General features: G+C 36.8%; 23 protein-coding genes. 17 read left to right on the forward strand and 6 right to left on the reverse strand.

The window, feature by feature from the left end; genetic code table 11:
- Positions 1-190: 190 nt before the first annotated feature.
- The 3 genes from JNG87_RS13535 to JNG87_RS13545 form a co-directional block, all read right to left on the reverse strand.
- The gene (locus tag JNG87_RS13535; RefSeq protein WP_202838880.1) at positions 191-1,981 is read right to left on the reverse strand and encodes an endonuclease; all 1,791 of its coding nucleotides are present in this window, start codon (positions 1,979-1,981) and stop codon (positions 191-193) included.
- Between the two features lie 427 nt (positions 1,982-2,408).
- Positions 2,409-2,936, reverse strand: a complete 528-nt coding sequence (locus tag JNG87_RS13540) for a DUF4136 domain-containing protein (RefSeq protein ID WP_110011388.1) — start codon at positions 2,934-2,936, stop codon at positions 2,409-2,411.
- A gap of 1 nt (position 2,937) precedes the next feature.
- Positions 2,938-3,120, reverse strand: a complete 183-nt coding sequence (locus tag JNG87_RS13545) for a DUF5522 domain-containing protein (protein WP_047434227.1) — start codon at positions 3,118-3,120, stop codon at positions 2,938-2,940.
- 40 nt (positions 3,121-3,160) lie between these two features.
- Here JNG87_RS13545 and JNG87_RS13550 point away from each other — a divergent pair, with 40 nt between their 5' ends.
- A complete protein-coding gene (locus tag JNG87_RS13550; RefSeq protein ID WP_202838881.1) occupies positions 3,161-3,487 on the forward strand; it encodes a hypothetical protein in 327 nt (108 codons plus the stop codon).
- Here JNG87_RS13550 and JNG87_RS13555 read toward each other — a convergent pair.
- A complete protein-coding gene (locus JNG87_RS13555; RefSeq protein ID WP_202838882.1) occupies positions 3,484-3,672 on the reverse strand; it encodes a hypothetical protein in 189 nt (62 codons plus the stop codon). The two genes, JNG87_RS13550 and JNG87_RS13555, sit on opposite strands and share 4 nt — an antisense overlap.
- Before the next feature lie 168 nt (positions 3,673-3,840).
- Here JNG87_RS13555 and JNG87_RS13560 point away from each other — a divergent pair, with 168 nt between their 5' ends.
- From JNG87_RS13560 to JNG87_RS13590, 7 genes are all read left to right on the forward strand, one after another.
- A complete protein-coding gene (locus JNG87_RS13560; RefSeq protein WP_202838883.1) occupies positions 3,841-4,749 on the forward strand; it encodes a 1-aminocyclopropane-1-carboxylate deaminase/D-cysteine desulfhydrase in 909 nt (302 codons plus the stop codon).
- A gap of 66 nt (positions 4,750-4,815) precedes the next feature.
- Entirely contained in the window at positions 4,816-5,874 is a 1,059-nt protein-coding gene (locus tag JNG87_RS13565; RefSeq protein WP_202838884.1) for a glucosaminidase domain-containing protein, read from the forward strand.
- 16 nt (positions 5,875-5,890) lie between these two features.
- On the forward strand, positions 5,891-6,859 hold the full coding sequence (locus tag JNG87_RS13570) for a hypothetical protein (RefSeq protein ID WP_202838885.1): 969 nt from the start codon (positions 5,891-5,893) through the stop codon (positions 6,857-6,859).
- A gap of 19 nt (positions 6,860-6,878) precedes the next feature.
- Entirely contained in the window at positions 6,879-8,168 is a 1,290-nt protein-coding gene (gene hemL, locus JNG87_RS13575) for a glutamate-1-semialdehyde 2,1-aminomutase (protein WP_202838886.1), read from the forward strand.
- Positions 8,169-8,467: 299 nt separating this feature from the next.
- Complete coding sequence (locus JNG87_RS13580; RefSeq protein ID WP_202838887.1) at positions 8,468-9,799, forward strand: amidohydrolase; 1,332 nt, start codon at positions 8,468-8,470, stop codon at positions 9,797-9,799.
- 203 nt (positions 9,800-10,002) lie between these two features.
- Entirely contained in the window at positions 10,003-10,848 is an 846-nt protein-coding gene (locus JNG87_RS13585) for an AraC family transcriptional regulator (protein ID WP_202838888.1), read from the forward strand.
- Between the two features lie 79 nt (positions 10,849-10,927).
- Entirely contained in the window at positions 10,928-12,166 is a 1,239-nt protein-coding gene (locus JNG87_RS13590; RefSeq protein ID WP_202838889.1) for an amidohydrolase, read from the forward strand.
- A gap of 379 nt (positions 12,167-12,545) precedes the next feature.
- On the opposite strand, the gene JNG87_RS13595 is transcribed toward JNG87_RS13590, so the two are convergent.
- Complete coding sequence (locus tag JNG87_RS13595) at positions 12,546-13,955, reverse strand: hypothetical protein (RefSeq protein WP_202838890.1); 1,410 nt, start codon at positions 13,953-13,955, stop codon at positions 12,546-12,548.
- Positions 13,956-13,999: 44 nt separating this feature from the next.
- Positions 14,000-16,789, reverse strand: a complete 2,790-nt coding sequence (locus tag JNG87_RS13600; RefSeq protein ID WP_202838891.1) for a TonB-dependent receptor — start codon at positions 16,787-16,789, stop codon at positions 14,000-14,002.
- 325 nt (positions 16,790-17,114) lie between these two features.
- On the opposite strand from JNG87_RS13600, the gene JNG87_RS13605 reads away from it, so the two are divergent.
- From JNG87_RS13605 to JNG87_RS13645, 9 genes are all read left to right on the forward strand, one after another.
- Entirely contained in the window at positions 17,115-17,789 is a 675-nt protein-coding gene (locus tag JNG87_RS13605; RefSeq protein WP_002977493.1) for a response regulator, read from the forward strand.
- A gap of 48 nt (positions 17,790-17,837) precedes the next feature.
- Entirely contained in the window at positions 17,838-18,869 is a 1,032-nt protein-coding gene (locus JNG87_RS13610) for a sensor histidine kinase (RefSeq protein WP_110010193.1), read from the forward strand.
- 133 nt (positions 18,870-19,002) lie between these two features.
- Positions 19,003-19,602 (forward strand): IS1096 element passenger TnpR family protein, encoded by a 600-nt coding sequence (locus JNG87_RS13615; RefSeq protein ID WP_137905915.1) that lies wholly within the window; start codon positions 19,003-19,005, stop codon positions 19,600-19,602.
- 292 nt (positions 19,603-19,894) lie between these two features.
- Positions 19,895-21,244: an alpha-amylase family glycosyl hydrolase gene (locus JNG87_RS13620; protein WP_202838892.1), complete on the forward strand. Its 1,350-nt coding sequence runs from the start codon at positions 19,895-19,897 to the stop codon at positions 21,242-21,244.
- Between the two features lie 130 nt (positions 21,245-21,374).
- A complete protein-coding gene (locus JNG87_RS13625) occupies positions 21,375-21,815 on the forward strand; it encodes a hypothetical protein (RefSeq protein WP_110010190.1) in 441 nt (146 codons plus the stop codon).
- Between the two features lie 16 nt (positions 21,816-21,831).
- The gene (locus JNG87_RS13630; protein ID WP_110010189.1) at positions 21,832-22,482 is read left to right on the forward strand and encodes a hypothetical protein; all 651 of its coding nucleotides are present in this window, start codon (positions 21,832-21,834) and stop codon (positions 22,480-22,482) included.
- Positions 22,483-22,619: 137 nt separating this feature from the next.
- Positions 22,620-23,414: a thymidylate synthase gene (locus JNG87_RS13635; protein ID WP_110010188.1), complete on the forward strand. Its 795-nt coding sequence runs from the start codon at positions 22,620-22,622 to the stop codon at positions 23,412-23,414.
- Positions 23,415-23,643: 229 nt separating this feature from the next.
- Positions 23,644-23,862 carry a hypothetical protein gene (locus tag JNG87_RS13640; RefSeq protein WP_110010187.1) on the forward strand — a complete coding sequence of 73 codons (219 nt, stop codon included), beginning with the start codon at positions 23,644-23,646 and terminating at the stop codon, positions 23,860-23,862.
- A gap of 25 nt (positions 23,863-23,887) precedes the next feature.
- Positions 23,888-26,398: a M1 family metallopeptidase gene (locus JNG87_RS13645; RefSeq protein ID WP_202838893.1), complete on the forward strand. Its 2,511-nt coding sequence runs from the start codon at positions 23,888-23,890 to the stop codon at positions 26,396-26,398.
- Positions 26,399-26,566: the final 168 nt, after the last annotated feature.

Genomic DNA, 26,566 nt, shown 5'->3' on the forward strand with positions numbered 1-26,566 from the left:
AAAGAAATTAAACCATTTGCTTAGCCAGATCAGCTTGCTGATTCCTCTTTGTCCTCTAAAATAAAACATTAGAAAAATAAAATCTCTGCGTTACAAAGATCTGCTCAATCAGTAAAATCTGCGAGAGTTAAAAAAAATAAATGCCGGTCCAAAAAGAACCGGCATTTTTTATATCAAATGACTATTTGAACTATTTCACTATAAACTGCATCGTTACCTGATCCAGTTTCAAAATATAAACTCCCTGGCCAAGATTTCTGGTTTTAATAGAATTTCCATTTCTGAAAGGCTGGTCAATTGTCTGAAGAGTTTTCCCCTGAAGGTTATAAATCTCGGCTTTTTTTACTTTCTGAAGATCTCCTTTTACAAAAATCTCCTGATTGGTAACAGGGTTAGGAGATATTTTAAAACTGTTGGATGTAGTTTCTGCTGCTGTATTTTGAGCCATTCTTGCTGTTGATCCTGAATAACATGTCCATGAAAGATCATCAATAGCAACTCTGTTACTTGATGAAGTATTAACCAGGCTTACCACTACATTTCCGGAAATATTGATATTATTGATAGTCGTGGTTGTAGATGAAGTACTGTAAGGAATAGTTCCTACGGTTGTTCCATTTACTTTTACATCAAAAGTACCATTGGTTCCTGAGAATTTAAGCTGTGTAGTTACTGTTAAAGAACCAATACCGTTTGCAGAACTGCCGGAAGTTAAAGAACCGTTTCTTACCGTAATTGCTTTATTGTTAATGGTCTGGTCTGTTCTTGCATCCGTTGCGCTCCAGGAAATGCCGCCATTGCTCCATGTTCTGGTTGTATAAGTAGAGTTGGCTGCAGGAATGGTTTCAAAATTTTCATTGGCACAGCTAGTACCCGGAGTAGTACCGCCAGAACTAGTAGTACCGGAAACTGTTGAACTGTTCGATGAAGAATTTCCAGCTGCATCTTTTGCTACCACGTAAAAACTGTAAGTTGTAGAAGGCGTAAGCCCTGAAATGGTTGTAGAAGTTGAACTTGTCGTAGTTTGCAGAATTCCGTTCATGTAAACATTATATCCTGTTACTCCTACATTATCGGTAGAAGCATTCCAAGCCAGAGAAATACTGCTGGAAGTTGTTCCTGAAACATTCAGACCTGTTGCTGTAGTAGGCGCCTGGGTATCACCTGAAGGCTGCTGGGAACCCCAGATAAGGTTAACATAATTTGGATTGTCGATAAACGGGTTTCTGTTCCCCTGAAAAGTATAGGAAGCATTATTTCTTTTGATCTCAGCCTGGGAAACCGGATCCTGATTGTGCCATGCCAAAAGGACATTAAGTTCCCATGTCTGTAATCCCGGGAACGCAGAACTTCCTAACATATTTCCTGACGAAAAAGAAGAAAGCTTGCTTTGATAACGGGTTACAAAATAGAAAATCATACGGGCCACATCTCCTTTAAACTCGTCAATAGGTTCAAATACCGTTCCTGAATATCCTGAAGAAGCAGATGTTCCCAGCTTGGATCCGTTCTGTGAAGTAAAAGAAGCACTTCCTACCTTTCCGAAAGGATAATTACTTCTCATTCCATTTACTTTTCCGTCTGTAGCTCTGATAAAGTGAATATCCGCAACCATTGGCGAAGCTTGATTGAATAGGCTTTGAGGAACAATATGCTCCCTGTTATAACAATTTCCTTCAGTAGAATACGTTCCACACTGATCAGATCCTGGAGTATAAGTATAAGGATCACTACCTGCTGGTCTTTCAGAATAAATATCAAGGATGGTTCCGTCATTTTCATAGTCCTTATCGATATCAGTGGTTTTATAAGCTGTCCAAAGCCCACTGTACCCTTTATCCATATGTCCGTTGGTGATAATGCTGCTTAATTCAGTTTTCAGTGCTGCACCACTCAGTCCGTTGGCAGAATTGTAGTATCCTGCAGGAGCCTGGGCGTGGGCAAGTCCCGCAAATACAGAAAATAAAATGATTTTTTTCATAATTAATATTTAGTATAAAGTTTCAGCAAGAATACCACAATTTTTGTGAATAAAAAATTACAAAATTGTTAATTTTAAACACACTGTATGTAATGCATAATGAGTGATAAATGATGGATGATGAATGATGATGAACGATGAGGTTTCGTATGCGATTCAGTTTTTTATATCTTGAATTATGATTTTTCTATAATCTATCCTCAATATTGTAAATTCAATAGGATCGGGCTATAATCCAGAACGTAGACGAAGGAAGCCCAGTTTAAAATAAGACGTTTATCATCTGGCTTCAGCCAAAACTTAAATAACAGAAGACTATATCACGGCTATCTGTGTAATTCTGTGTTATCTGCAGGAAAAAACAAATAATTATCCATAAAAAAAGCCGATACCAAACGTACCGGCTATATAATGGATGACTTACATCTTATTTTCTTTGTGGCGGATAATTTTTCATAATCTCAGCCATAATTTCTGGAATCTGTCTCTGTTTTGCTTTTGGAGAATCTACAGAAATTCCGCTTCCGATACCCTGCCAAACCAATTTGTTGCTTTTTGCATCGATAAGATCAACGATCAAAGCGCCTTCATTGTAGTTGGTTGTCCATGTTCTGTTCATACCAACACCCCATCCGAATGGTCCGCCCCATCCCCACATTCCGTAAGGAGAAGAGGAATTGATATCAGTAATCTTTTTATGATTTGCTTTTACGTTGATAATCAGATCAGGGTTTTCTCCGGACTGAAGTCCTTTGCTCTGAAGCTGTCTCGACAGCTCATTCAGCACTCTGTCTTTATCAATATCATTCAGTTTTAGATCATCAATTCTTATTTTATAGGTTTTGTAAGAATTGAAATTGGCAGTTTCAGCATAATCCGAACGTACCTGAAAAGGGCTACAAGAAGTTAAGCCTAATGTAGCAGATGCCAACAAAATAAAAATATATTTTTTCATTTTATTTATTTTTTTTATCACTTTTAATGAATGTATCAGTCTTTTTATCGTACCCGTAAGGACAGTGTCTGCAGCCGCTTTTACAGCAATATCCTCTTTTCAGATGGAATTTTTCTGTAAAAACCTTGTACCCCTGTTCATTATAGTAGAAGTCTTCACCTTCTTTGATGTCATAATGGGCCATAAGTTAAATGCTAGTCAAAAAACTTTTTATATTTGTTACTATGATAATTGTATGCCAAAAGCCTTTAAAAAAATTAAAAATTAATGGCATCGCTCTCTTTCCCTTTATCTTCATTAGGAAACCCGAAGATAAGGAAAATAATGTATTGATCAATCACGAAAAAATTCATTTACGGCAGCAACTGGAAATGCTCGTTATTTTCTTCTATATTTTCTATGGTATTGAATATTATTACTGGTTTTTTAAACTGAAGGACGGTTATCTGGCTTACAGAAGAATCTCTTTTGAAAGAGAAGCCTACGCTAATGAAAACAACCTGAATTATCTCAGAAAAAGAAAATTGTGGAACTTCAGGAAATATCTTTAGAATAAGGGCATGATGCATTGGAGTTCCGGGTTACGAGATTCTGGTTCAGGCTTCTGGATTCTGGCTTCCGATTTATTCTTTGTAATGACAGAAGTATTAAGATCTTTCACATCAAGATAACCGGAATATTTTGGCATTGCAGTACTGTATAATTCAATAGGAATGGGCTTTAGCCCTTTTATCAAAAAAATTAAAATTCATCCGGCTTTAGCCAAAACTTAAAAAAGTATCAAACAACCATCTGTAGAAATCCGTGTTATCTATGGTAAAAAAACAATAAAAACAACAAATTGTCACAACACTAAATCTTTTCCTACTTTTGTAAAGAATAAACTCTGATTCGTAAAACTGAAATGCTATTAAAACTTCCCCCAGAACCTGTTTCCATCAAGGAAATTCCAATTCATAAAAACGTAAAGCTTTTCATTAAAAGGGAAGATCAGATTCATCCGTTAATTTCAGGAAATAAATACTGGAAGCTTTTTCACAATGTCAATAACTATCTCGAAAAAAATCAGGGAAACCCTTATATCATTACTTTTGGAGGTGCTTTTTCCAATCACATTGCTGCGGTTTCTGCCGTAGGGAATATGGCGGGTATTCCAACACTGGGAATCATCAGAGGAGAAGAACTGGAGCAAAAATGGCGCGATAACCCAACCTTACTTTTTGCCAAAAGAAATGGAATGAACCTGAAATTTGTCACCCGCGAAGAATACCGTCACAAAGAAAAACTCACGGAATTCCTTCAGCAGGAGTTTCCTGAGGCATTGATAGTTCCTGAAGGAGGTACCAATAAAGATGCTGTGGAAGGGGTAAAAATGATGCTCAACGAACAAACAAAAGATTTTGACTATCTTTGCACCGCAGTTGGAACCGGAGGTACTATTGCTGGAATTTCAAAATTTTGTGAAGAGAATCAGAAAGTTATAGGATTTAAAGCTGTTGACGATGCTTCTCTGGAAAATAAAATTTTTGAATTAACTTTGAGACAGAATTTTAATCTAATAAATTCATGTTTTGGAGGTTATGGTAAAATAAGTGATGGAAACGTCCGTTTTATCAATGATTTCAAGGAGAGATACGGTATTCCTCTGGAACCGGTTTATACAGGGAAAATGATGGAGAAGATTTTTGAACTGATAGAAGAAGAATATTTTCCTGAAAACAGTAAGATTTTGTGCTTTCACACTGGTGGATTACAGGGGATTGAAGGAGCTAATCTGCTGTTGGAAAAACAGAATAGAAATTTAATTATATAAGTAAAATTGAAAAACATGAAACACTTAGTGTTCCATCTTTCATTTTAAAACAATAAAAAATATAAGATGAAAAGACTTTTTCTATCCATAAGCCTTTTAGTTTTATCAAAATTTTCAGCCCAGACTTGGGCAACCGAAGATCAGTATATTCAGAAGTTTGCTAAATATGCAGTAGAAGAAATGGAAAAATACAAAATTCCGGCTTCTATTACCCTTGCTCAGGGATTATTGGAAACCGGAGGCGGGCAGAGCAGACTGGCACAGGAAGGTAAAAACCACTTCGGTATAAAATGTAAAGAAGACTGGACCGGTAGAACAATGAAGCATACCGATGATGCACCCAATGAGTGTTTCCGTGTATACGATGATCCAAGACAGTCTTATGAAGACCATTCTATATTTTTATCCACAAGAAAATATTACGCCAACCTTTTCAAACTGGATATGAAAGATTACAGAGCGTGGGCAACCGGCTTAAAAAAAGCAGGATATGCTACCAACCCGCGCTATGCTTCCATTCTTATCTCCAAAATTGAAAAGTATAAATTATATGAATACGACAATACCAATTCTAATGAAGTATTGTATGCTGTTCTTAAAATGTACCCGGATCTGAAAGACGACAGAACTTTCATGGCACAGCTGGAACCTTCAAAAGCAACCAGAAAAGTGAAAGAACCAGTTACCGTTGAAGTTCCTTACAAACAGACTTCTTATGCACAACAGCAAAAAAGAGTAGAAAGAATCAAAACGAAAGCTGAAATTCTTAATTCTATTCTTATCAAAAGTCACCCGAATGACGGGCTGAAATATATTATCATTCCTGAAGATACCGATGTGAAATTCATTGCCAACAAATTCAAAGTAAGCGAAAGCAGGCTGATGAAATGGAATGAACTGGAAAATGAGTCTTTAAAGAAAAATGATATCGTTTTCCTTGAATCAAAAAACTCTACAGGAAATACCGCAACCTATAAAGCGGTGTCTGGAGAAGATATGCATGATATTGCACAGAAATTCGGAATCAAGTTAAATAAATTATATGCTAAAAACAGAATGGATGAAGGGCAGCAGCCTTCAGCAGGACAGCTGATTTATTTAATAGACAAAAAACCGCGAAACTAATAACGATTCCAAAGCCATGAGAATATTAAATGTGAAATCTAAATATCTGTCGATATTTCTGATATTCATGTCGTGTACAATATTTTCACAGGATCAAAATTATATTCCTTACAGAAAAGGAAAGTTGTGGGGATTGTGTGATGTTAATAAATTTATAGCTGTACAGCCGCAATATAGCAGTATAAGCAGCTATGATGAATCCATAGGAGGATTTCATGCAGAACAAAATGGAAGATTTGGTATCGTAGATCGAAATGCTGTTATCATCATGCCATTTATTTCCAATACACCCATATCTGTAGAACGAGATAAATATCTGGTTTTTGATGGATGGGATTATTATTACTATTCCATCAAGACCAAAATGCGTCTTGACAAATATATTAAGCAAGAAAGTTATCCTGTAAGAGACAGTGGTTGGGAAAATTATAGTCCGCTTAACAGAAATAACGCAAAATTGACATTAAGCAGGGAAGATCTTGATGATGATGATCTGGATATGCTGGAGTCATATGATAATGATGGTTATCAATGGAATTACAAAGCTGATTTTCTGGAGATCATGGACGGAAATACCTATGTCGGGATGTATGTCCCTAAACTTAAGAAAGTATTTCTCAATACACAGGATATAGCATACGTAGGATGGCAGTTTTATAAAGGTAAACCTTATATTTTGACAACCAACGTTTCAGGTTTTTTGGGGTTAGCAGATGAAAATTTGCGGGAGGTTTATCCTATACGATATGAAACAATCAATCTGATAGATGACAGCCATTTAGTTGTTCTTTCAGAACCTGATCCGAATAACAGAAATAATGTGATTTTTAAGACAATTCTTCCCAATAATAAGGTTTTATACGGAAAATTTGAGCCAGCTATGATCGTTTTGAAAAATGGCAATCCTTTTCAGATATATTACATGATAAGTAATGGGCAGAAAAATTATGCAGGAGAAGATGGAACCCTTTACTTTGAGGGTTAAATAATAAAATAAAAGAAAAATGAAGTATCAAAGAAGTTCGGCTTTATTTGATGAAGCCTACAAATACATTCCGGGAGGTGTAAACTCTCCGGTAAGAGCATTCAAATCCGTAGGAGGAGTGCCCGTTTTCATGAAATCGGCAAAAGGAGCTTACCTTACCGATGCAGATGACAATACTTACATCGATTATATTAACTCATGGGGCCCAGCCATTTTAGGACATACACATCCTGAAGTATTGGAAGAACTGAAAATACAGGCAGAGAAAGGATTCTCTTTCGGTGCACCTACAGAGCTGGAAACAGAAATTGCAAAATTCATCATTGAAAATGTTCCTAATATTGACCAGATCAGAATGGTTTCTTCAGGAACAGAAGCATGTATGAGTGCCATAAGACTGGCAAGAGGATATACAGGAAGAGATAAGATTGTAAAATTTGAAGGCTGCTATCACGGACATTCAGATTCATTCCTGATCAAAGCAGGAAGCGGCGCCGCTACATTCGGAAATCCAAACTCTCCGGGAGTAACTTCCGGAACTGCAAAAGATACTTTGCTGGCCCGTTATAATGATTTTGAACAGGTTCAGGATTTATTCCGCCACAATCCGGGAGAAATTGCAGCTGTAATTATAGAACCTGTAGCAGGGAATATGGGCTGTGTACTGCCTGAAAACGATTTCTTACAAAACCTGAGAAAGATCTGTGATGAAAACGGTGCTTTGTTAATCTTTGATGAAGTAATGACCGGTTTCAGATTAGCTTTCGGAGGTGCACAGGAACTTTTCAATGTAAAAGCAGATTTAGTGACTTACGGAAAGGTAATCGGTGGAGGTCTTCCGGTAGGAGCTTTCGCAGGAAGAAATGAAATTATGGATCACCTTGCACCAAAAGGAGGGGTATACCAGGCGGGAACATTAAGCGGAAATCCTTTAGCCATGAGAGCCGGATTAAAAACTCTTCAGCTTATTAAAAATGATCCTGAGTTTTTCAACAGATTGGAGAAAACAACAGAAACATTGGATTTTGAAATAGGGAAAATTCTGAATGAAAAAGGAATCGCTCACAGAATCAACAGAAAAGGTTCTATGATGTCGGTATTCTTCCATATCAGCAGTGTTTCCAACTTTGATGAGGCTCAGGAAGCTAACCATTCATTGTTCAATAATTTCTTCCATCAAATGTTGCAGAATGGAGTATATCTTCCGCCAAGTGGTTATGAAACTTACTTCATCAGTGATGCGATCAAGGATAAAGAAATTGATATGACACTGGAAGCAGTAAGAAAATTTGAATATTCAAATAAATAAAAATAAATGAAGCCGGATTTTAGATCCGGTTTTTTTATGGAAAAGAAAATTGATTTGATGAGTTTAGATTGAAAAAAATCAACGCAATCTTTGTCACTGCGGTAGAAGAGTAAAAACAGCATAATCTGGATTTTTATGGAATGACAAGCGTTGTGGGATACTCTTAGTTGTAGTGTAGAAAGATAAACTGAGTATTTCAGCAGGGAATTACCACAAAGTATAAATCATACAGATTTTGTAATAAACCATACACCTCATTCAAGGGGCTTCTTTTTAATTTTGTCTTAAATAGATTGGAAATGAAGACCTCAGACAATACCATCTCCCGTAAAGATTTTATCCGGAATTCAGCGTTGGCTGTAGCGGGATTAACTTTAATACCTAATATCATGACTGCATCGCCTTTCGATGAGAAAAATCTTTCAGCAAAAGGAAAAATGAACCTTAAGAATGTTCGTTTGGAAACAGGATTTGAATACCAGGATGGGGAAGTGACTTCTACCAAAACGGATCTATTTTATGTTGAAGTTGAGAACGGAAAAATTATAAAGATTTCACCCAATCAACCTAATGCTAAAGCGGTAGATGCAAAAGGACTGTTGATGCTTCCTGCATTTAAGGATATGCACATCCATTTGGATAAAACCTTTTATGGTGATCAATGGCAGGCCGTTAGAAAAAGAACAGGAGGTGTCAAAGGAATGATAGAACTGGAGCAGAAAATGCTTCCTGAGATGCTGAAGAATTCAACTTTCAAAGCCGAAAAACTGATTGAGTTATTACAGTCTAAGGGAACTTCCTTTGCAAGAAGTCACGTGAATATTGAGCCCACTTCAAAACTTCAGTCATTAAAAAATCTTCAGAAAGCTTTAGAAAATAAAAAGAAGGGCTTTGGAGCTGAATTGGTAGCCTTCCCACAGCATGGTGTATTCTATACGGATTCCGTACCTTATCTGAAAGAAGCTGCGAAGATGGACATCGATTTTATTGGTGGAGTAGATCCGTTCAACATTGATGGCGATATTGAAAAAGTGGTAGACTTTACTGTTCAGCTTGCTTTAGACAATAAAAAAGGAATAGATATTCACTTACACGAAACCGGAGACTCGGGATTGAAAACGGTAGAATACCTGATTAAAAAAGTAAACGAAAACCCAGCTCTTAAAGGAAAAACATATGTAAGCCACTGTTTTGTTCTTGGAAAATTAGAAGCCGCAAAACAGGAAGAAATTGCTGAAAAATTGGGTGATGCACAGATTGGAATTGTTTCTACAATCCCTTTCGGAAGGCTGATTATGCCCATACCAACACTTTACAAGCATAATGTAACTGTTCTCACAGGAAATGACAGTATTGTGGATCACTGGAATACTTTCGGAACCGGAAGTGTCCTTCAGAAAGCCAATTTAATGGCTCAATTGTATGGATATTCAACAGAGTATTTATTATCAAGAAGCTTAAAACTGGCAACTGGAAATATTCTTCCGTTAGATGATAAAGGTACTCAACAATGGCCGAAGTCCGGGGATAAAGCAAATTTTGTATTGATCAACGCAAGTTGTTCTGCAGAAGCAGTATCACGAATTTCACACGTGGAGTCTTTAATTCATGAAGGAAACGTTGTTTTTTAATGTAGAAAAAAAAGATTAAATAAATTAATATATAATCTAGTTGTGTTTTTTCAACCATAATGGGGATGAAAAGTTTACGAAAAGTTACGAAACGAAGATGGAAATGAAGATAGCGTGATGCAGATAAAGCTTTTGTTCCTTTTGTGGTTGTTTTAGTTTTTTCTCTCATAAATTTTAGTAATTTTAGGAGAAAATCAGGCAGAGTGGCTTACCATACAGATCATTTTCCTATTTTGGGAATTCAGGAATTTAGTGAGAATCAGCTGAAGGGCTGTAATCTGCTGTTTAATGAACTTTCCGGAGCGCGCTCCATTGATGATCCGCACAAACATGATTTTTTTATCATCAATCTTTTTGAGAAGGGAGTAGGTTCACATACCATAGATTTTACAGAATATCAGGTTAAAGACCATCAGATTCATCTTGTTTTTCCCGATCAGGTACACCAATGGGTGATTGAAAAAGAAACCATCGGGTATCAGCTGATGATCAGCAGAGATTGGTTTGAAAGTTTTCTGCCCTCATTACGGTTTTCTGCCTCGTATTACCAGAACCATCCGGTGATCAATCTTTCCAAAGAAGTTTTTGAAACTTTTCTGTATGAATTTCAGGCTATCCAGAAAGAATTGAGTGGGGAAAAAGTCTTTTGGGAACTGATTCAAAAAAGAAGTGAATTGATCGGTTTGCTGGTGAGTCAATCTGTGGAAGGCGCTTTTAAAGACTTTGAAATCTATAACTCAAATCCTATTATTTCAAAATTTCTGCATCTTATTGACGAATATTTTAAAACAGAAAGATCTGTATCTTTTTATGCCGATAAACTGAATATTTCTGCCAACTACCTGAATATTGTCTGTAAGAAAAACCTCAATGCTTCAGCTTCTTCACTTATTCAGAACCGCATTTTACTGGAAGCCAAAAGACTGCTGAAAGTTTCCGAAATGTCTGTAAAAGATATTGTTTATGATCTTGGTTTCTATGATCATGCCAGCTTTTCAAAATTCTTTAAAGCCCAAACGGGAATGACACCTTCCCAGTTTAAAGAATAATCTGTACAAAACAAGACATAATTGATACACCGGTTTTACTCTCAGGCCGGCTTAATTTTGTATTGTTAAATTTTAAATCATGAAATTTCCCTATCAATTAACTGCAAAAGGAAACTATTCCCTGAAAAATGTCCGTCTGGAAACGGGTTTTGAATACGAAAATGAAGAGGTTACCGGAACAAAAACAGGCCTTTTCAGTATTGAAATTGAAGATGGAAAAATAAAAACAGTAAAAGCCAATGATCCGGCTTCCAATGCAATCGATGCTAAAGGATACCTGATGCTTCCCGCATTCAGGGATATGCACATTCATCTGGATAAAACGTTATATGGTCTTCCATGGCAGGCCCTTTCTCCGAAAAGAAAAACAGTGAAAGATATGATCGCCTATGAACAGGAAATCATTCCTGAATTGTTGAAGACTTCGGTAAGCAGGGCAGAACAGCTGATCAGTTTACAACAGCATTACGGAACGCATTTTGTAAGAACGCATTTCAATATTGATCCTACCTCTGGACTGAAATCCCTGGAACATCTTGAGCAGGCTCTTAATAATAAAAAAGATTCTTTCAAAGCTGAACTGGTGGCCTTCCCGCAGCATGGAGTTTATTATACAGAAACGGCTCCATTGATGAAAGAAGCAGCACAGCTTACAAGTGTGGGATTTATTGGCGGATTGGATCCTTTAAGTATTGACGGCAGCATTGAAAAAGTAATGGATTTTACGATTCAGCTGGCTTTAGATTACAACAAAGGAATTGATATTCACCTGCACGAAGCAGGAGAATCCGGAATGAAAACAATCAATTATCTGATTGATAAAGCGATGGAAAACCCTGCACTTCAGGGAAAAACGTTTGTAAGCCATGCATTTGCTTTAGCTCATCTTTCTCCTAAAGAAACTGAACAGATTGCAGAAAGACTGGCTGCCGGAAAAGTAGGAATCGCTTCTTCCGTACCTTTTAAAGGAAAAGTAATGCCTATTCCAACCCTGAAAAAATACGGAGTAAACGTATTGATTGGAAACGACAATGTACAGGATTACTGGAGTACGTTCGGTTCCGGAAGTATGCTGCAGAAAGCGAATCTTATTGCTGAACTGTACGGTTATACTACAGAATATGCCCTTTCAAGAGCTTTGCAGTTTGCGACTCAAGCCATTCTTCCTCTGGACGAAAAAGGAAAGCAGCAATGGCCAAAAGCCGGTGATGAAGCAGCAATTGTTCTGACAGATGCTTCATGCTCTGCAGAAGCTGTTTCCAGAATGTCTGAAATAAAAGCCCTGATGAATGACGGGAATTTATTTTGGAGAAATTAATGTGAAGTATATATATTTTTATACACTTGTTTTTTGTAACTGCCATCGGAAGCTTTTCTGGTGGCTTTTTTTGAATTATGAGTTATGAGTTTCGGGATTCGGGTTTCGGGGTTCTTCTTTATCAATAGGAACGGGCTTTAGCCCGTTTGAATGGAAAAAAATATACCTCAGGCTTTAGCAAAACTTATGAAAGAATATCTGTATTCAAACCCCAAAATTACTGTTCATATTCCCTTTATATGTTTTACAATGTGAACATCTATTCATATTCAAAATTCCTACTATTTGTAATATCCCGTAATAACGATAAAAAAAGCCCCCGGAAATTACTTCCGGAGGCCTCTATTTGAAATTAAATCTAGGTACTTATATGATGATGTTATAAGTTAAAGTTAGTCCATCCTGCATACCATGTATCCGTAGCATCTTTTACAGCACCTCTGTAAGTAACCTGCGTAAACCAGGTTGCTAATTTAGCGTTTGTAAATGCTCCACCTGTTAATAATGGAGAACCTGAAGTAGGGGTAAAGTTTGGAGTAGTTCCTGCAGGAGCCCAAGCACCGGCAAGTTTTACATCAGCTGTAGAAGCAAGGATGGTGTTTCCTTTAGCATTGAACCATGTAGTAAGGTCAGCTAAAGTATATGTTGTCGGAGTAGAAGTTGATGGCCCGAATTTTAAAGGAGTTGTAGTTCCGGCCAATATGTTGTTTTCGAAGAATAATTTGTTACCAACAATATTGTTATCTGTTGGAGAACCTTTTGTAGCATCGATGAATAAACCAACCGGGAACCCTGTGAATACAGAGTTGAATACAGAGATAGAAGAGTTTCTTCTGATCTGTAGTGCATTCTGGAATAACGCATTGATTGATCCAGGATTTGCAGAGTTGATTGGCCCGATAATCGTCATGTTAGAGAACGTAGCGGATGTCTGAGGGGCTAAAGTAGAACCGTTGGCATCATTATCAGATTCAAATGCATTAGAACCTGAAACGTCTGCTACCTGAGAATCTCTTACTGCGATACCAAACTGTACCTTTCCTGAATACCCGTTGTCAGTATCGAAATCGTCATCAAGACCTTTGTAAGAAATAAGGTGAGAACAGTTTACTGTTCCTCCGAACCACTCAAAACTGTCATCGTTAGCATAAGCAACCTCTACATAATCTACTGTAGTTCCGTTACCTACACCACCGAATGTAAGTCCGTTAACCTCTTTATCTGGTAAAAATGCATATCCTGCATATTCTATTCTTACATATTTTAATACACCACTGTTGTCCGCAGCGTTGGTTCCGCCATAAAGTCCAAGACCTTCAGAGTTGTTGATTCCTCCTTCAATTTCTCCAACTCCGTTTGCACCTCCGAAAGATGCATTGGTAGGAGCATTTCCTAAAATAACTAAACCTGCCCAGTCTCCTCTTTTAGGACTTGGTTTTTCTGAAGTGAAAATAATAGGGTTGGCAGCAGTACCTTCTGCCATGATTTTACTTCCTCTTGTAATGATCAAAGCTCCGTTTTTATCAGCTTCACCTACAATCTTTGTACCTGGCTCGATCGTTAAAGTAGCTCCGTTAGTTACATATACCAGTCCTCTCAGCTTATAGATTTTATTGGCTTTAAGTGTAGTATTGGAAGTGATTTTTCCTGAAAGAATAAGGTTTTCAGTTTCTCCGTTTCCGTTACCTCCATTTTGAATAATGGTAGGTCCATCTTCTTCTATATTTCTACATGCGGTAGTTGATACTAGAGCGCCAAGCATTAAAGAATATAAAACGAACTTTTTCATGTTATAAAGAATTAAATTATTTATTAGATTATTTGTTGAGTGAATTAAAAATTGTATCCCAGTGTTAAACTGATATTGGTTCCTGTAAGTCTTTCAATAGCAAGAGCATCTTTGCTGTCATACTTGCCATTGTCGTTCAGGTCATGGTAGAATTTCGCACGACGGTTCAGGATGTCTGAAACATTCAGCTTGATCTCTCCTTTGTTGCTCCATAATTTTTTAGAAAGCTGGAAATCTAAAAGAGGTCTTGGTGCTTCCCAGATTGGTGGAACCTGATCGTTTCCTACATAAAGGATTCTTCTTCCGATCATGTTGAACAATAGCGTTGAAGACCATCCTGATTTTTCAGTATCATACTGAAGACTTAAATTGACCGTGTATGGAGATTGCCCCTGCATTGGTCTGTCTATGTTAGTCGCTTCGTCTGTTACTCTGTTTTTAATTAGTGCTACGTTTCCACCCAGCGTAAAGTTTTTAAGAGCGCTTACAAAATCCAGTTTTTTTCTGGCTTCCACTTCCAGTCCGTAAGCATCAGCTTTATCTACGTTAAGATAGTTGAAGGTGTTACTCGTTCCTACCCCGGATTGGTTGAAGTATAATTCGATCGGTTTTTTGAAGTTTTTATAGAAACCTGCCACGGAAATAATTTCCCCGTTTCTTGGGTAGAATTCCCAGCGAAGGTCGGCACTCGTAATTTTGGTTCTTTCGATAGATTTGTTACCGATTACAGTTGCTCCCAGATCAAAATCATAATATGCCAAAGGAGAAACTTCTCTAAATTCTGGTCTTACAACAGTTTGTGAACCTGCAAGACGGATATTCATTTTAGGATTTACCTTGAATGTTAAGTTCACAGCAGGTAAGAAATCTGTAACACGAGTGTTTACAAAACGGTCATCGCTTTTCTTCGTGCTTCCTACCAACTGATCAAAGTTCTCCACTCTTAATCCCCAGACAGCTCTTAACCATGGTGTGAAGTTATTGTCAAACTGTAAGTATCCTGCGTTAAGGATGGTGTTGGCAATATATCTGTACTGGTTTCCTGCAATTTCATCAAATGTGAATCCACCGTTAGTTCCGAAGTTACCAGGATTGAAGATGGTTTCAAAAGGCTGGGAAAGTAATCCCTGATTGAAGTTTTCAAGCCTTACAGAGAATGGTCTTGAGTTGTATATTCTGTCTTTTACCTGGAATAAATAACCTCCTTTGATCGTTTGTTTTTGTCCAAACATCGTAAACGTCTTGGAAACATCACCTCCTGCATTATATAAATAGTCGCTTAGGGTGGAGTAGAATACACTTCCTGATTTTTGAGAAAGACCATTAGAAATTAATGCTAAATAAGGGCTTCCCGGCATATTCGTATATTGGTTATACTGTAAACGCTGCAGCAAAGGAATGTATTGATCAAGGATTCCGAAACTTCCGTACCAGTTCACGGTCAATCCGCCAAGTACATCAATTTTATGATTACCGGAAAGGGTAGAGTTATAGAAAGTTGTTTCTTTAAATCCAATTTCCCTTGCCATGATATTGGTACCGTTAATCGGATCAAATTCAAAGTCCTTTCCTGTTCTGAAGGACATGTGATTTACCGTATTGTTGGTGATGATATTCTTTAAGGAGATTTTATTATTGTTGTTCAGCTTTAAAGAAAGGTTCAACATCCCTCCTAAAATAATATCATTGCTGTATTTTTCTGTAAAATAATCGAAGTTGGTATCAGCAAGCTGGTCGTTGATAGTAAAGAAACGGTTGGTAGATTCGGTTCTTCTTTTGTTGTTACTATAGTTTAAAACAGCAATTACTCCTAAATCTTTTCCGAATACTTTCGTGTTGAAACCTCCGTCTAATTGTAAACTTAAGTTTTCAGGATAACCAATGCTGTTGTATCCCAGATTCTTGGTATATCCTTTACCAATCTCTGTTTTTTGTGCTTCAGTCAGAATACTGAAAGCATTTTTCGCAGGCATATTGGTTGGAAGTTTTCTATAGCCGTCATCAATTCCTAAAAAGTCCCATTTTCCTCCTTTCTGCATATGGAATTCCTGTCCCATAGTAGCAGTGTTTCCACCTACACCTACCTGTACATTGAAGAAGTTTTTATTAGGAATATCCTTCGTATTTACCTGAATCAAAGCACCTCCCCATTCTCCTGTATATTCCGGAATGAACGTTTTGTTGATAACAAGGGTTTCGATAACGTTAGCAGGGAAAAGATCAAAAGAGAAAGTCTTTCTGTCAGGCTCCGTACTGGATAACTGAATACCGTTCAGCATGGCCTGGTTATAACGGTCTGATAAACCTCTTACTACAATATATTTTCCGTCGAATAAACTCACCCCTGAAACTCTTTTCAGAACTTCACCGGTGTTTCTGTCCGGACTTCTTTTAATCGCTTCAACACCGATAACCTGAGAAACTACACCGGCATTCTTTTGTAAACCGATGGTAGAGGCTATGGTTTCTTTTCTTGCGTTTGATTTTATGACAACTCCCTCAATTTCTTTCTCTTTGGTAGAGGGCTTATCCAGAACGATATCAAGATGGGTGTTACCTTCATTTTTGATAATAACTTCACTGATCTCTTTTCTGTTATACCCGTTGGAACTTACGGTTACAATGTAATTGGTGCCAGGGGAAAGGTTGATAGAGTAGTATCCGGAAATGTCAGTGGTTACTTCCTGACCATTTACTTTTACCTTTACACCTTCTATTGGAGTATTATCTTTCTCGTCCAATACCCTACCTTCCAAAATCTGACTTTGTGCAAAAGCATAGCCAGCAGAAAACAAGGCAAGTAGCATGATGCTCTTGTGGAGTTGTTTTTTCATTATTACTTCTTTTACTTCTTTTTCAAGGGCAAAATAAAGGCTAAGTTTTTAAGAAAACTTTAGGAGAATCTTAATTAATTATGAAGTTTGTATTAACGAAAGAACAGATTTTATACTTATCGATGTTTAATTTATATAATTATAATTTTTGTTTTAATGTTAATTATTATTCCTTATATTTGATTTGTGTATATTTATTTATTGATTTTTTTATTGATTTTGTAATTAATGTGTAAAATGTAATTTTTTAATAATTAGTTAACATTTGGCGGATAGATGAAATCAATTGAAATAATTAATTTTGTGGGAATTCTTAAACTAGAAGATGAGCAAAAAAATTCTTTTAATAGACGATGAACTGGACATTTTAGAGATTCTGTCTTACAATTTGGAAAAAGAAGGGTATGATATCTATACCGCTACCAATGGTAACGAAGGTATAGAAAAAGCAAAGGAAATTGTTCCGGATCTTATCTTATTAGATGTCATGATGCCTGAAAAAGATGGTATAGAAACCTGTCAGGAACTTCGTAAAGTGAAAGAACTGCAAAAAACACTTATCGTGTTCCTTTCTGCAAGAAGCGAAGAGTTTTCTCAATTAGCAGGTTTTCAGGCGGGTGCTAATGATTACATTGTAAAACTGATCAAACCAAAAATCCTTATCTCTAAAGTGAATGCATTATTACAGCTGACCTCTCAGGTGTCTGACAATGCTAAACTCATCGAAATCGGAGACCTTGTTATCGACAAAGATAACTTCAGGGTTTCCAAGAGCGGACAGCAATTTCTTCTTCCTAAAAAAGAATTTGATTTGCTTTACCTTTTGGCTTCCAATACGGAGAAGGTTTTCAAAAGAGAAGAGATCCTGGAAAAAGTCTGGGGTAATGATGTGATCGTAGGAGAAAGAACCATTGATGTTCACATCAGAAGACTAAGAGAAAAACTGGGAATCAATACGATTCAGACATTGAAAGGGATTGGGTATAAACTGATCGTTTAATTATTTAAAAATCCTAACTTTACGTTCAATCATTAAAACGTTGTAAAATTGAAATTTTACAGACTTACCCTCGTTGCCTCCTGTCTGCTGACACTGGTAATGCTCCTTTTAGTAGTCGTATTCGATTCGCTGAAAGATATCTATTATGAGACCCCTTTGTTCAAAACGGGTCTTTTCATCTGTATTATCCTGATCTTTATGATCAACTGTGTGGTGCTGGAGCTGCTCTTTAATTATTACGGAAGAAAGCAGGTGAAAGGACTTTCCGGAATCCTTCCTCAGGAAATGGTTCATGATAATGATGAAAATATAACCATTAAAGAATTGGGAGAAAGATTTTCAGACCTTAATCAGCAGAGAGCTTCCGAAATTGATATGATGAAAGAGATGGAAAGTTACCGTAAAGAATACATCGGAAATGTTTCCCATGAGCTGAAGACTCCTCTTTTTTCTATCCAAGGATATGTAGAAACCCTAAGAGACGGCGGCGTGGATAATCTTACAATCCGTGACAAATATCTGGAGAGAATTGATAAATCGGTAGAAAGACTGATCGCTATTGTGACAGATCTTGATATGATTAACAGGCTGGAAGCCGGTGAAATCAATCTTACCGTTTCAAAATTCGATGTGAATCTTCTGATCAAAGAGATTTTTGACCTTCTTGATCTTGAAGCTGAAAAACGAAATACAACATTACAAATTCAGACCCTTCATCCGCAGATTTTTGTGGAAGCCGATAAACAGAAAATCTCCCAGGTTTTTATTAATCTGATTTCCAATGCTATTCATTATGCCAACAGGCAGGAAGCAAAAGTGATCGTAAAAACCAGTGTCCTTAAAAATAAGGTTCTGATCGAAGTGATAGACAATGGAATGGGTATCAAATCTGAAATTCTTCCAAGAATCTTCGAAAGATTTTATCGTGTGGAAACCAGCAGAAGCAGAAGAGAAGGCGGCTCCGGACTTGGTCTGGCTATTGTAAAACACATCCTTGAAGCTCACAACGAAAACATTACGGTAGAAAGCGTTTACCTTGAAGGGACGAAGTTCAGTTTTATGCTTGAAAAAAGTAAATAATTCCGGCAAAATGTAAGAAAAAAAAATATTTTAAAAAATCCTGAAATATTTTTTTGTCACATGTCATTTATTATATATTTGCAACAGAGATTTATCATAATTATAAAGGCAAAAAGTAATTTAAGAAACTGATATGGTTTACAAAATCCGCGTAATATTAGATGCGAAAGAGGATATTTTCCGTGATGTCGAAGTTAAGGGAAAACAAACGTTATGGAACTTACATTTAGGAATTAAAAGTGCATTCAGTCTGCAGGGAGATGAACTTTCTACTTTTAATCTGTTGGAAGATGACGGAACGATCGTAAAAAGTGTCCCATTGGAAGATATGAGTGATGATGGTGATGGTGAGATCATGTCAGATGTTTACATTGATGAAGCTTTTGAAAATGTAGGTGACAAAGCGCAATTCCAGTATGGACTTCTTGATCTTTGGGAATTCTTCTGCGAGCTTGTGGAAGTAATTGAAGAAACAAAAGGCGTGAACTATCCGATCACCGTATACCGATTTGGAAATGTTCCATTAAAAGCTCCCAGCAAAAACGGAAGTGCCGGAGGTGGCAAAAAGAAATCAGCAATGCCATTGGTAGATGATGAGTTCGGTTTTGATGATGATTTCGTAGCGGGAGGAAACTTTTCAGATGAAGATGATGACAGCTTTGATGATGAGGAAGAAGAAGACTACAATGACGATGTCTTTGATGAGGAAGATGACAATGATGATGAAAGATAGTCAACAAAAATATCTCAGCCCTGGATTTTAATCCGGGGCTTTTTTATGGAGTTTTACTTATGCTTTTTTTACAGAATTTCTTTAAATTTTTATTTTGAAACATTAATATTGGTATTAAGTTGTTAATATAAGCTTCGCTTTAAGCTTAAAAATCAGAATGATTCATCTTAACTAGACTTTATTTCTTAAATCCTTCTTAATGGTTTTAATAGATCCAGCATTTTTTATAAGTCTAAATACTACTTATCCTTTTTCTCCAAAAACAATCCTTACTTTTGTTAAAAATAGTTTAATGAAAAAAATAATTTTGTTAGCTGTAATTGGTCTGGGAATTGTTTCCTGTACCACTCAAAAAAAAATCCGGAAGATGACAGAACTGCCAAAAGATTGGAAACATAATACAAATATTTACGAAGTAAACATAAGACAATACACTCAGGAAGGAACTTTCAAAGCATTTGCAAAAGAAATGCCCCGACTGAAATCTATGGGAGTAAAAACACTCTGGTTTATGCCTGTTACTCCGATTGCCCGGCAAAATAAAAAGGGAAGTCTGGGGAGTCCTTATGCCGCAGCAGATTATACTTCCATCAATCCTGAATTCGGAACCCTGCAGGATTTTAAAGATATGGTGAATGAAGCTCACAGGTTAGGATTCAAAGTAATCATCGACTGGGTAGCCAATCATACCGGCTGGGATCATCTATGGACAAAAACACATCCTGAATTTTATCTTAAAGATCCGGATGGAAAATTCCATATTGCTTCCGGAATGGATGATATTATTGAATTGGATTATAAAAACCAGGAAATGCGCCAGGCAATGATTGATGCTATGAAGTTCTGGGTACAGGAAACCAATATCGACGGTTTCCGGTGTGACCTTGCTTCATGGGTAGAAGTCGATTTCTGGGAACAGGCACGTCCTGAAGTGGAAAAAATAAAGCCTCTTTTCTGGTTGGGAGAATTTGATGAACTGGAAAGTCCGGAGTACGGTAAAGTTTTCGACGCCAGTTATTCCTGGAAATGGATGCATAAATCTGCTGACTATTACAAAAATAATGAACCTCTTCAGGAATTAAAAGATCTTCTGAGACAATATTCCAATATCGGAGACGCTTCAATGAGAGCCTGGTTTACCACCAATCACGATGAAAACTCATGGAACGGAACAGAATATGAAAAATACGGAGTCATTACAAAACCTATGGCAGTATTCTCTGCAACATGGAATGGCATTCCGTTATTATATTCCGGCCAGGAACTTCCAAATATGAAGAGATTGGAATTTTTCGAAAAAGATGCTATCAAATGGACCAATACCTATCAGGCTGCAGATTTCTATAAAACATTATTGGATTTAAAAACATCAAATCCTGCATTAAGAGGAGGTGATTCCAATGTGACCACCTATCTTCTTAATACGACAGCCAATGATAAAATTCTTGCTTATGTAAGGAAAAATGGGAAAGATGAAGTGCTGGTAGTCCTGAACATGTCAAAAGAACCGCTTAATTTCTCCATTGAAGACGAACATCTGTCCGGAACCTTCAGAAATGTTTTTGATAAAACCAAAAGAGATTTCAGCAATGGAAAAGATTTTAGTTTTAAGGTATCTGATTTTGCCGTATTTGAAAAGTAATATTTAAATCTTTGGCTTTATCTTAATGCATAGTCACTAAGCAGTACCTAATTCCCCTCCGCTGGAGGGGTGTCAAAATCTATGATTTTGACGGGGTGGTTTATCTGCCCGCAATAAAAAAGATCATCCAATGAACAAACAGGAAATAATCAATATCATTAAAGCAAAAGCCGCAGATAAAATCCGGTATTTTGAAAATCTTATTGCAGAAACACGGGCTTCCAACAATGACACCAAAAGCTCGATGGGTGATAAATATGAAACCGGAAGAGAAATGCTTCAGCAGGAAATCAATAACCTGCAGAGGCAGCTCAATGAAGTGTTGAATCAACAGGCTGTTTTGCAGAAAATAACTTCTGATCCTTCGGAAAAAGTTCAGAACGGAACATTGGTGAAAACCAATAAAGGAATGTTTTATGTTGCGGCGTCAATGGGAGAGATTATTGTTGAGAACCAGAAAATCATGACGGTTTCTGCAGAATCTCCTTTAGTGAAGGCTATGTTTGGCAAGAAAATGGGAGAGACATTTACCATCAACAATATCAGTCAGGATATTGAGCATATTTGGTAATAATCTTTAAAATAATATGAAAATTAAAAATTTATTTTTCCTTGCCTTTTTATTGGTAGGTTTGGCGGTCAATGCACAGGTTCGTGCCTCCGTTTCGTCAAAAACGTATGATCTGGAAACAGTTAAATTTACTGTAGATGGTTTTGTGTTTACACTTAATGCAGACGGGTCAATTGCTGATTTTAATGCTCCTGACCTGAATGGCAAGCTGGAATACTATGATGATCAGGTTTTTGATAAAGTGAAATATGGAAAACTTAAAAGCATTGGAAACGTTAAAATAGATTACTGGGAAGATTCTACTTTCACTAAGGAAAAAGCCGGTAAGCTGAAACGTTTAGGGAATATTTCCGTAGACTATTGGGAAGATTCTGCCTTTACTGAAGAAAAAGCAGGTAAGGTAAAGAAAATAGGAAATCTTGCTATAGATTATTGGCCTAATGATATCATAGATAACAGCAAGATGGGCAAGCTGAAAACGATAGGATCTATTGTGATAGATTATGGAGCAAAAGACGTGATTGATCAGAGTAAGTATAAAAAGCTTGTAAAATTCGGTCCTGTGAGTCTTGATTATTATACTGATAGTTTTATAGACGAAAACAGAAACGGACAGCTGAAATCCATTAACGGAAACAGTGAAAAAATTAGTGTCTCTGTATTGTAATCCATCTGTTGTCTTAATTGGCTGAGAGTGTAGTCTATACATTCATTTATCGAAAAAAACATAAATCTCTTATAAAAAGTATCCATAGGCAGGATGCTTTTTTTTTACTAAATTTGGTCCATAAATTCCTTATCAAAATGCAAAACTACCTGGACCTTTTACAGCATATTTTAGACAACGGAACTGATAAAACAGATAGAACAGGCACCGGAACAAGAAGTGTTTTCGGATATCAGCTGAGATATGATCTGTCTAAAGGATTTCCCTTGGTAACGACGAAAAAAGTGCATTTGAAATCCATTATCTATGAGTTGCTTTGGTTCCTGAAAGGAGATACCAATATTAAGTATCTTAATGATAACGGGGTAAGCATCTGGGATGAATGGGCAGATGAAAATGGAAATCTGGGACCTGTTTATGGTGCACAATGGAGAAGCTGGAATGGAGCAGACGGAAAAGTAGTAGACCAGATTACAGAAGTAATTGACCAGATCAAAAAAAATCCGGATTCCAGAAGACTTATCGTATCAGCATGGAATGTTGCAGAAATTCCTAACATGGCTTTGGCTCCTTGTCATGCCTTGTTCCAGTTCTACGTAGCTGATGGTAAATTATCGCTGCAGCTGTATCAGAGAAGTGCAGATGTTTTCCTTGGTGTACCGTTCAATATTGCAAGTTATGCATTGCTGCTGATGATGGTAGCTCAGGTATGTGATCTTGAAGTAGGGGATTATGTTCACAGTTTTGGAGATGTTCATATTTATAACAATCATTTTGAACAGGTAAACAGACAGCTTGGAAGAGAACCACGATCACTTCCTACAATGAAATTAAATCCTGACGTTAAAAATATCTTTGATTTCGATTTCGAGGACTTTACGCTGGAAAATTATGATCCGCATCCGGGGATCAAAGCTCCTGTAGCCATTTAATTTTTTATATCTTTTTATTTTTTAAATTTACTTCTATTACTTTCATGTGAATAGATGATATTGTCTGTGGTCATAAGTCAGGGAATTAGAATATAAATCCTTTACTACGCTTTCTTTTGGCAATAGTTTCTTACATTTGGAAGAACAATGCCCGTTCACCGGATTTCTTTTGTAAGATGATCCGTTGGGAGGCAATATATCATAAATGTCAAATGCTTAAGAACAGATTATGAAGTATTTAAAAATTAATATTGAAGAAAATGCAGATATTGAAGTACTGAAGAATGCTGTACTTCAGCTGAAAGGTGTGGCATCCGCAGAAATAGTGGATGACGAAAATCCGGAAAGTGAACTCAAAAAAGCGTTTGCAAAAACGAAGGAACAACTTAAAAAGGGCGACTATGAAACCCTTGTTAATGATATTTTCGACATCATCATAAAAAAATAATTCTAAAAAATAATAAAGCAGACCGATGAGAAAGGCTATTTTATCAATTGCTATACTTGGAATTTTATTTTCCGCCAATGTATCAGCACAAACCGAAACTTCAGGAAGAGAAAAAGTATACAGAGCTACCCACACGAAAGTAACGGAGCTTAAGCACACAAAACTGAAAGTGAATTTCGATTATCAGAAAGAACAGATGAATGGGGAAGAATGGCTTACCGCTTCACCTTACTTCTATGCCACCAATGAGCTTACCCTTGATGCAAAAGGAATGCTGATTCATGAAGTGGCTCTTGATAACAACGGTAAAAAGTCTCCTTTAAAATACGAATACAAAGATGATGTTCTAAAAATTACGCTGGATAAAACTTATCAGAGAAATCAGGATTATACCGTTTACATCAAATATACCTCCCGCCCGAATGAAGTGAAACAACAGGGAAGTATGGCAATCAATGATGCAAAGGGTTTGTATTTCATAAACGCTCAGGGAACAGATCCCAACACACCAACACAAATCTGGACACAGGGAGAAACAGAATCTTCTTCAGCATGGTTTCCTACTATTGATAAACCCAACCAAAAGACAACACAGGAAATCTTTATGACAGTTCCTGATAAATATGTAACGCTTTCCAACGGTCTTATGAAAGATTCTAAAAAAGAATCCAACGGACTTAGAACCGATCATTGGGTGATGGACAAGAGACATTCTACTTATCTTTTCTTTATGGGCGTTGGAGAATATGCCATCGTAAAAGACAAATGGAAAAACATTCCTGTTGATTATTATATTGAAAAGGAATACGAGCCTTATGCTAAACAGATCTACGGAAATACTCCGGAAATGATCGACTTTTTCTCCAAAAAGCTGAATTATGACTATCCATGGGCGAAATATGCCCAGATTTCCGGAAGAGATTATGTAAGTGGTGCAATGGAAAATACCACAGCCACTCTTCATGGAAGTGATATCCTTCAGAAACCCGGTCAGCTTATCGATGAAAATACATGGGAAGATACCATTGCCCATGAACTGTTCCATCATTGGTTTGGAGATCTGGTAACGGCAGAAAGCTGGAGCAACCTTACCGTCAATGAATCTTTTGCTAACTATTCCGAATACCTTTGGAATGAATACAAATATGGAAAAGACCAGGCAGATTATCACCTGATGACGGATGTGAATAATTATCTTCATAATCCGTCCGATTTTAATAAAAATCTGGTGAGATTCAATTACGAATCCCGTGAAGATGTTTTTGATCTTGTAACATACCAGAAAGGAGGTGGCATTTTAAATATGCTGAGAAACTATCTTGGAGATGATGCCTTCTTTGCCGGAATGAATGATTATCTGAAAACCAATGAATACCAAAATGCTGAAGCCCACCAATTAAGATTGTCTTTTGAAAAAGTTTCCGGGAAAGACTTAAACTGGTTCTTTAATCAATGGTATTTTGGAAGCGGAAACCCAAAGATTAATTATTCATCCACCTTTGAACCGGTAAAAAAACAGGTTGCCGTAACCATTAATCAAACTCAGGAAAAACCATTTGAATTTCCTCTGGCTATTGATGTCTATGACAATGGAAAACCTAAAAGATATAATGTCTGGGTAAATGCAGAAGCAAAAAATACATTCAGTTTTGATGTTTCTAAAACACCGGATCTTGTCAATATCAACGCAGACGGAGTTTTACTTGCTGATATTACGGATACTAAAACTCCGGAACAGAATCTGATGCAGTTTACCAACTCCAAGGAATTTAAAAGCAGATATCTGGCTCTAAACGGAATTAAAGATCAGGCCGGGAAAAACCCTGCAGCTGTAAAATTATTGGCTGCTGCATTAAAAGATCCTTTCTTCAGAGTAAGAAAAAAAGCATTAAACTTAATGGACCTTACTAATCCTGAACAAATGAAAGCATTGGGTGCTGAAGTTGAAAAACTGGCTTCCAATGATCCTAAAACATTGGTACAAGCGGCAGCTATTACGGCTTTAGGAAAAACAAAAGATAAAAAATACCTTCCTTTATTTGAAAAAGGTGTAAATGCTGTTTCAAATGCAGTAAAAGGAAGTTCAATGGGTGCGCTTCTTTCTATTGATCCGTCAAGAGCAAACAGTCTTGCTGATAAAATTGATATGAAAGGTGCTTCAGAAGAATTGCAGGCACAATTGCTTCCTGTTATTGTAAAGAACAGAATTACTTCACAGATAGAAAATATTGCACCTCTTGCCACTTTTTATCCATTCATTAAATTCCAGAATCCGGAATTGGGAAAAGCAGCAGAAGACGGTTTCAACTGGATCATGACTTCCGATAACCTGAAAGCTACTGAAAGTGTCACTAAAATAGCAGGATATGCCAAAAACCAAATGGCAGGCAATCCACAGGCTAAAATGATGATGGTTCAGACGCTGAAAGATGGCTTGAGCAAAAAAATGGAACTGCTGAAACAGAATCCGCAAAACGCCGCAAGTATCAACAAGCAGATTGATGTCATCAATAAAGCAATTGAAAATTATAAGTAAAATAGATAAAGCCGGCAAATATGCCGGCTTTCTTTTACTGTTAAAGGTTTCTGGATTACTGTATTATATTTTAAAACGCATTGGTTTTTAATGATGTTGCAAAAATTAGCATTTTTTACCACTGTTTTTTGCATTATCTTTCATAAATTCGTTTAAAATTTAGACAAT

This window comes from Chryseobacterium cucumeris (assembly GCF_016775705.1).
Lineage (GTDB): Bacteria > Bacteroidota > Bacteroidia > Flavobacteriales > Weeksellaceae > Chryseobacterium > Chryseobacterium cupriresistens.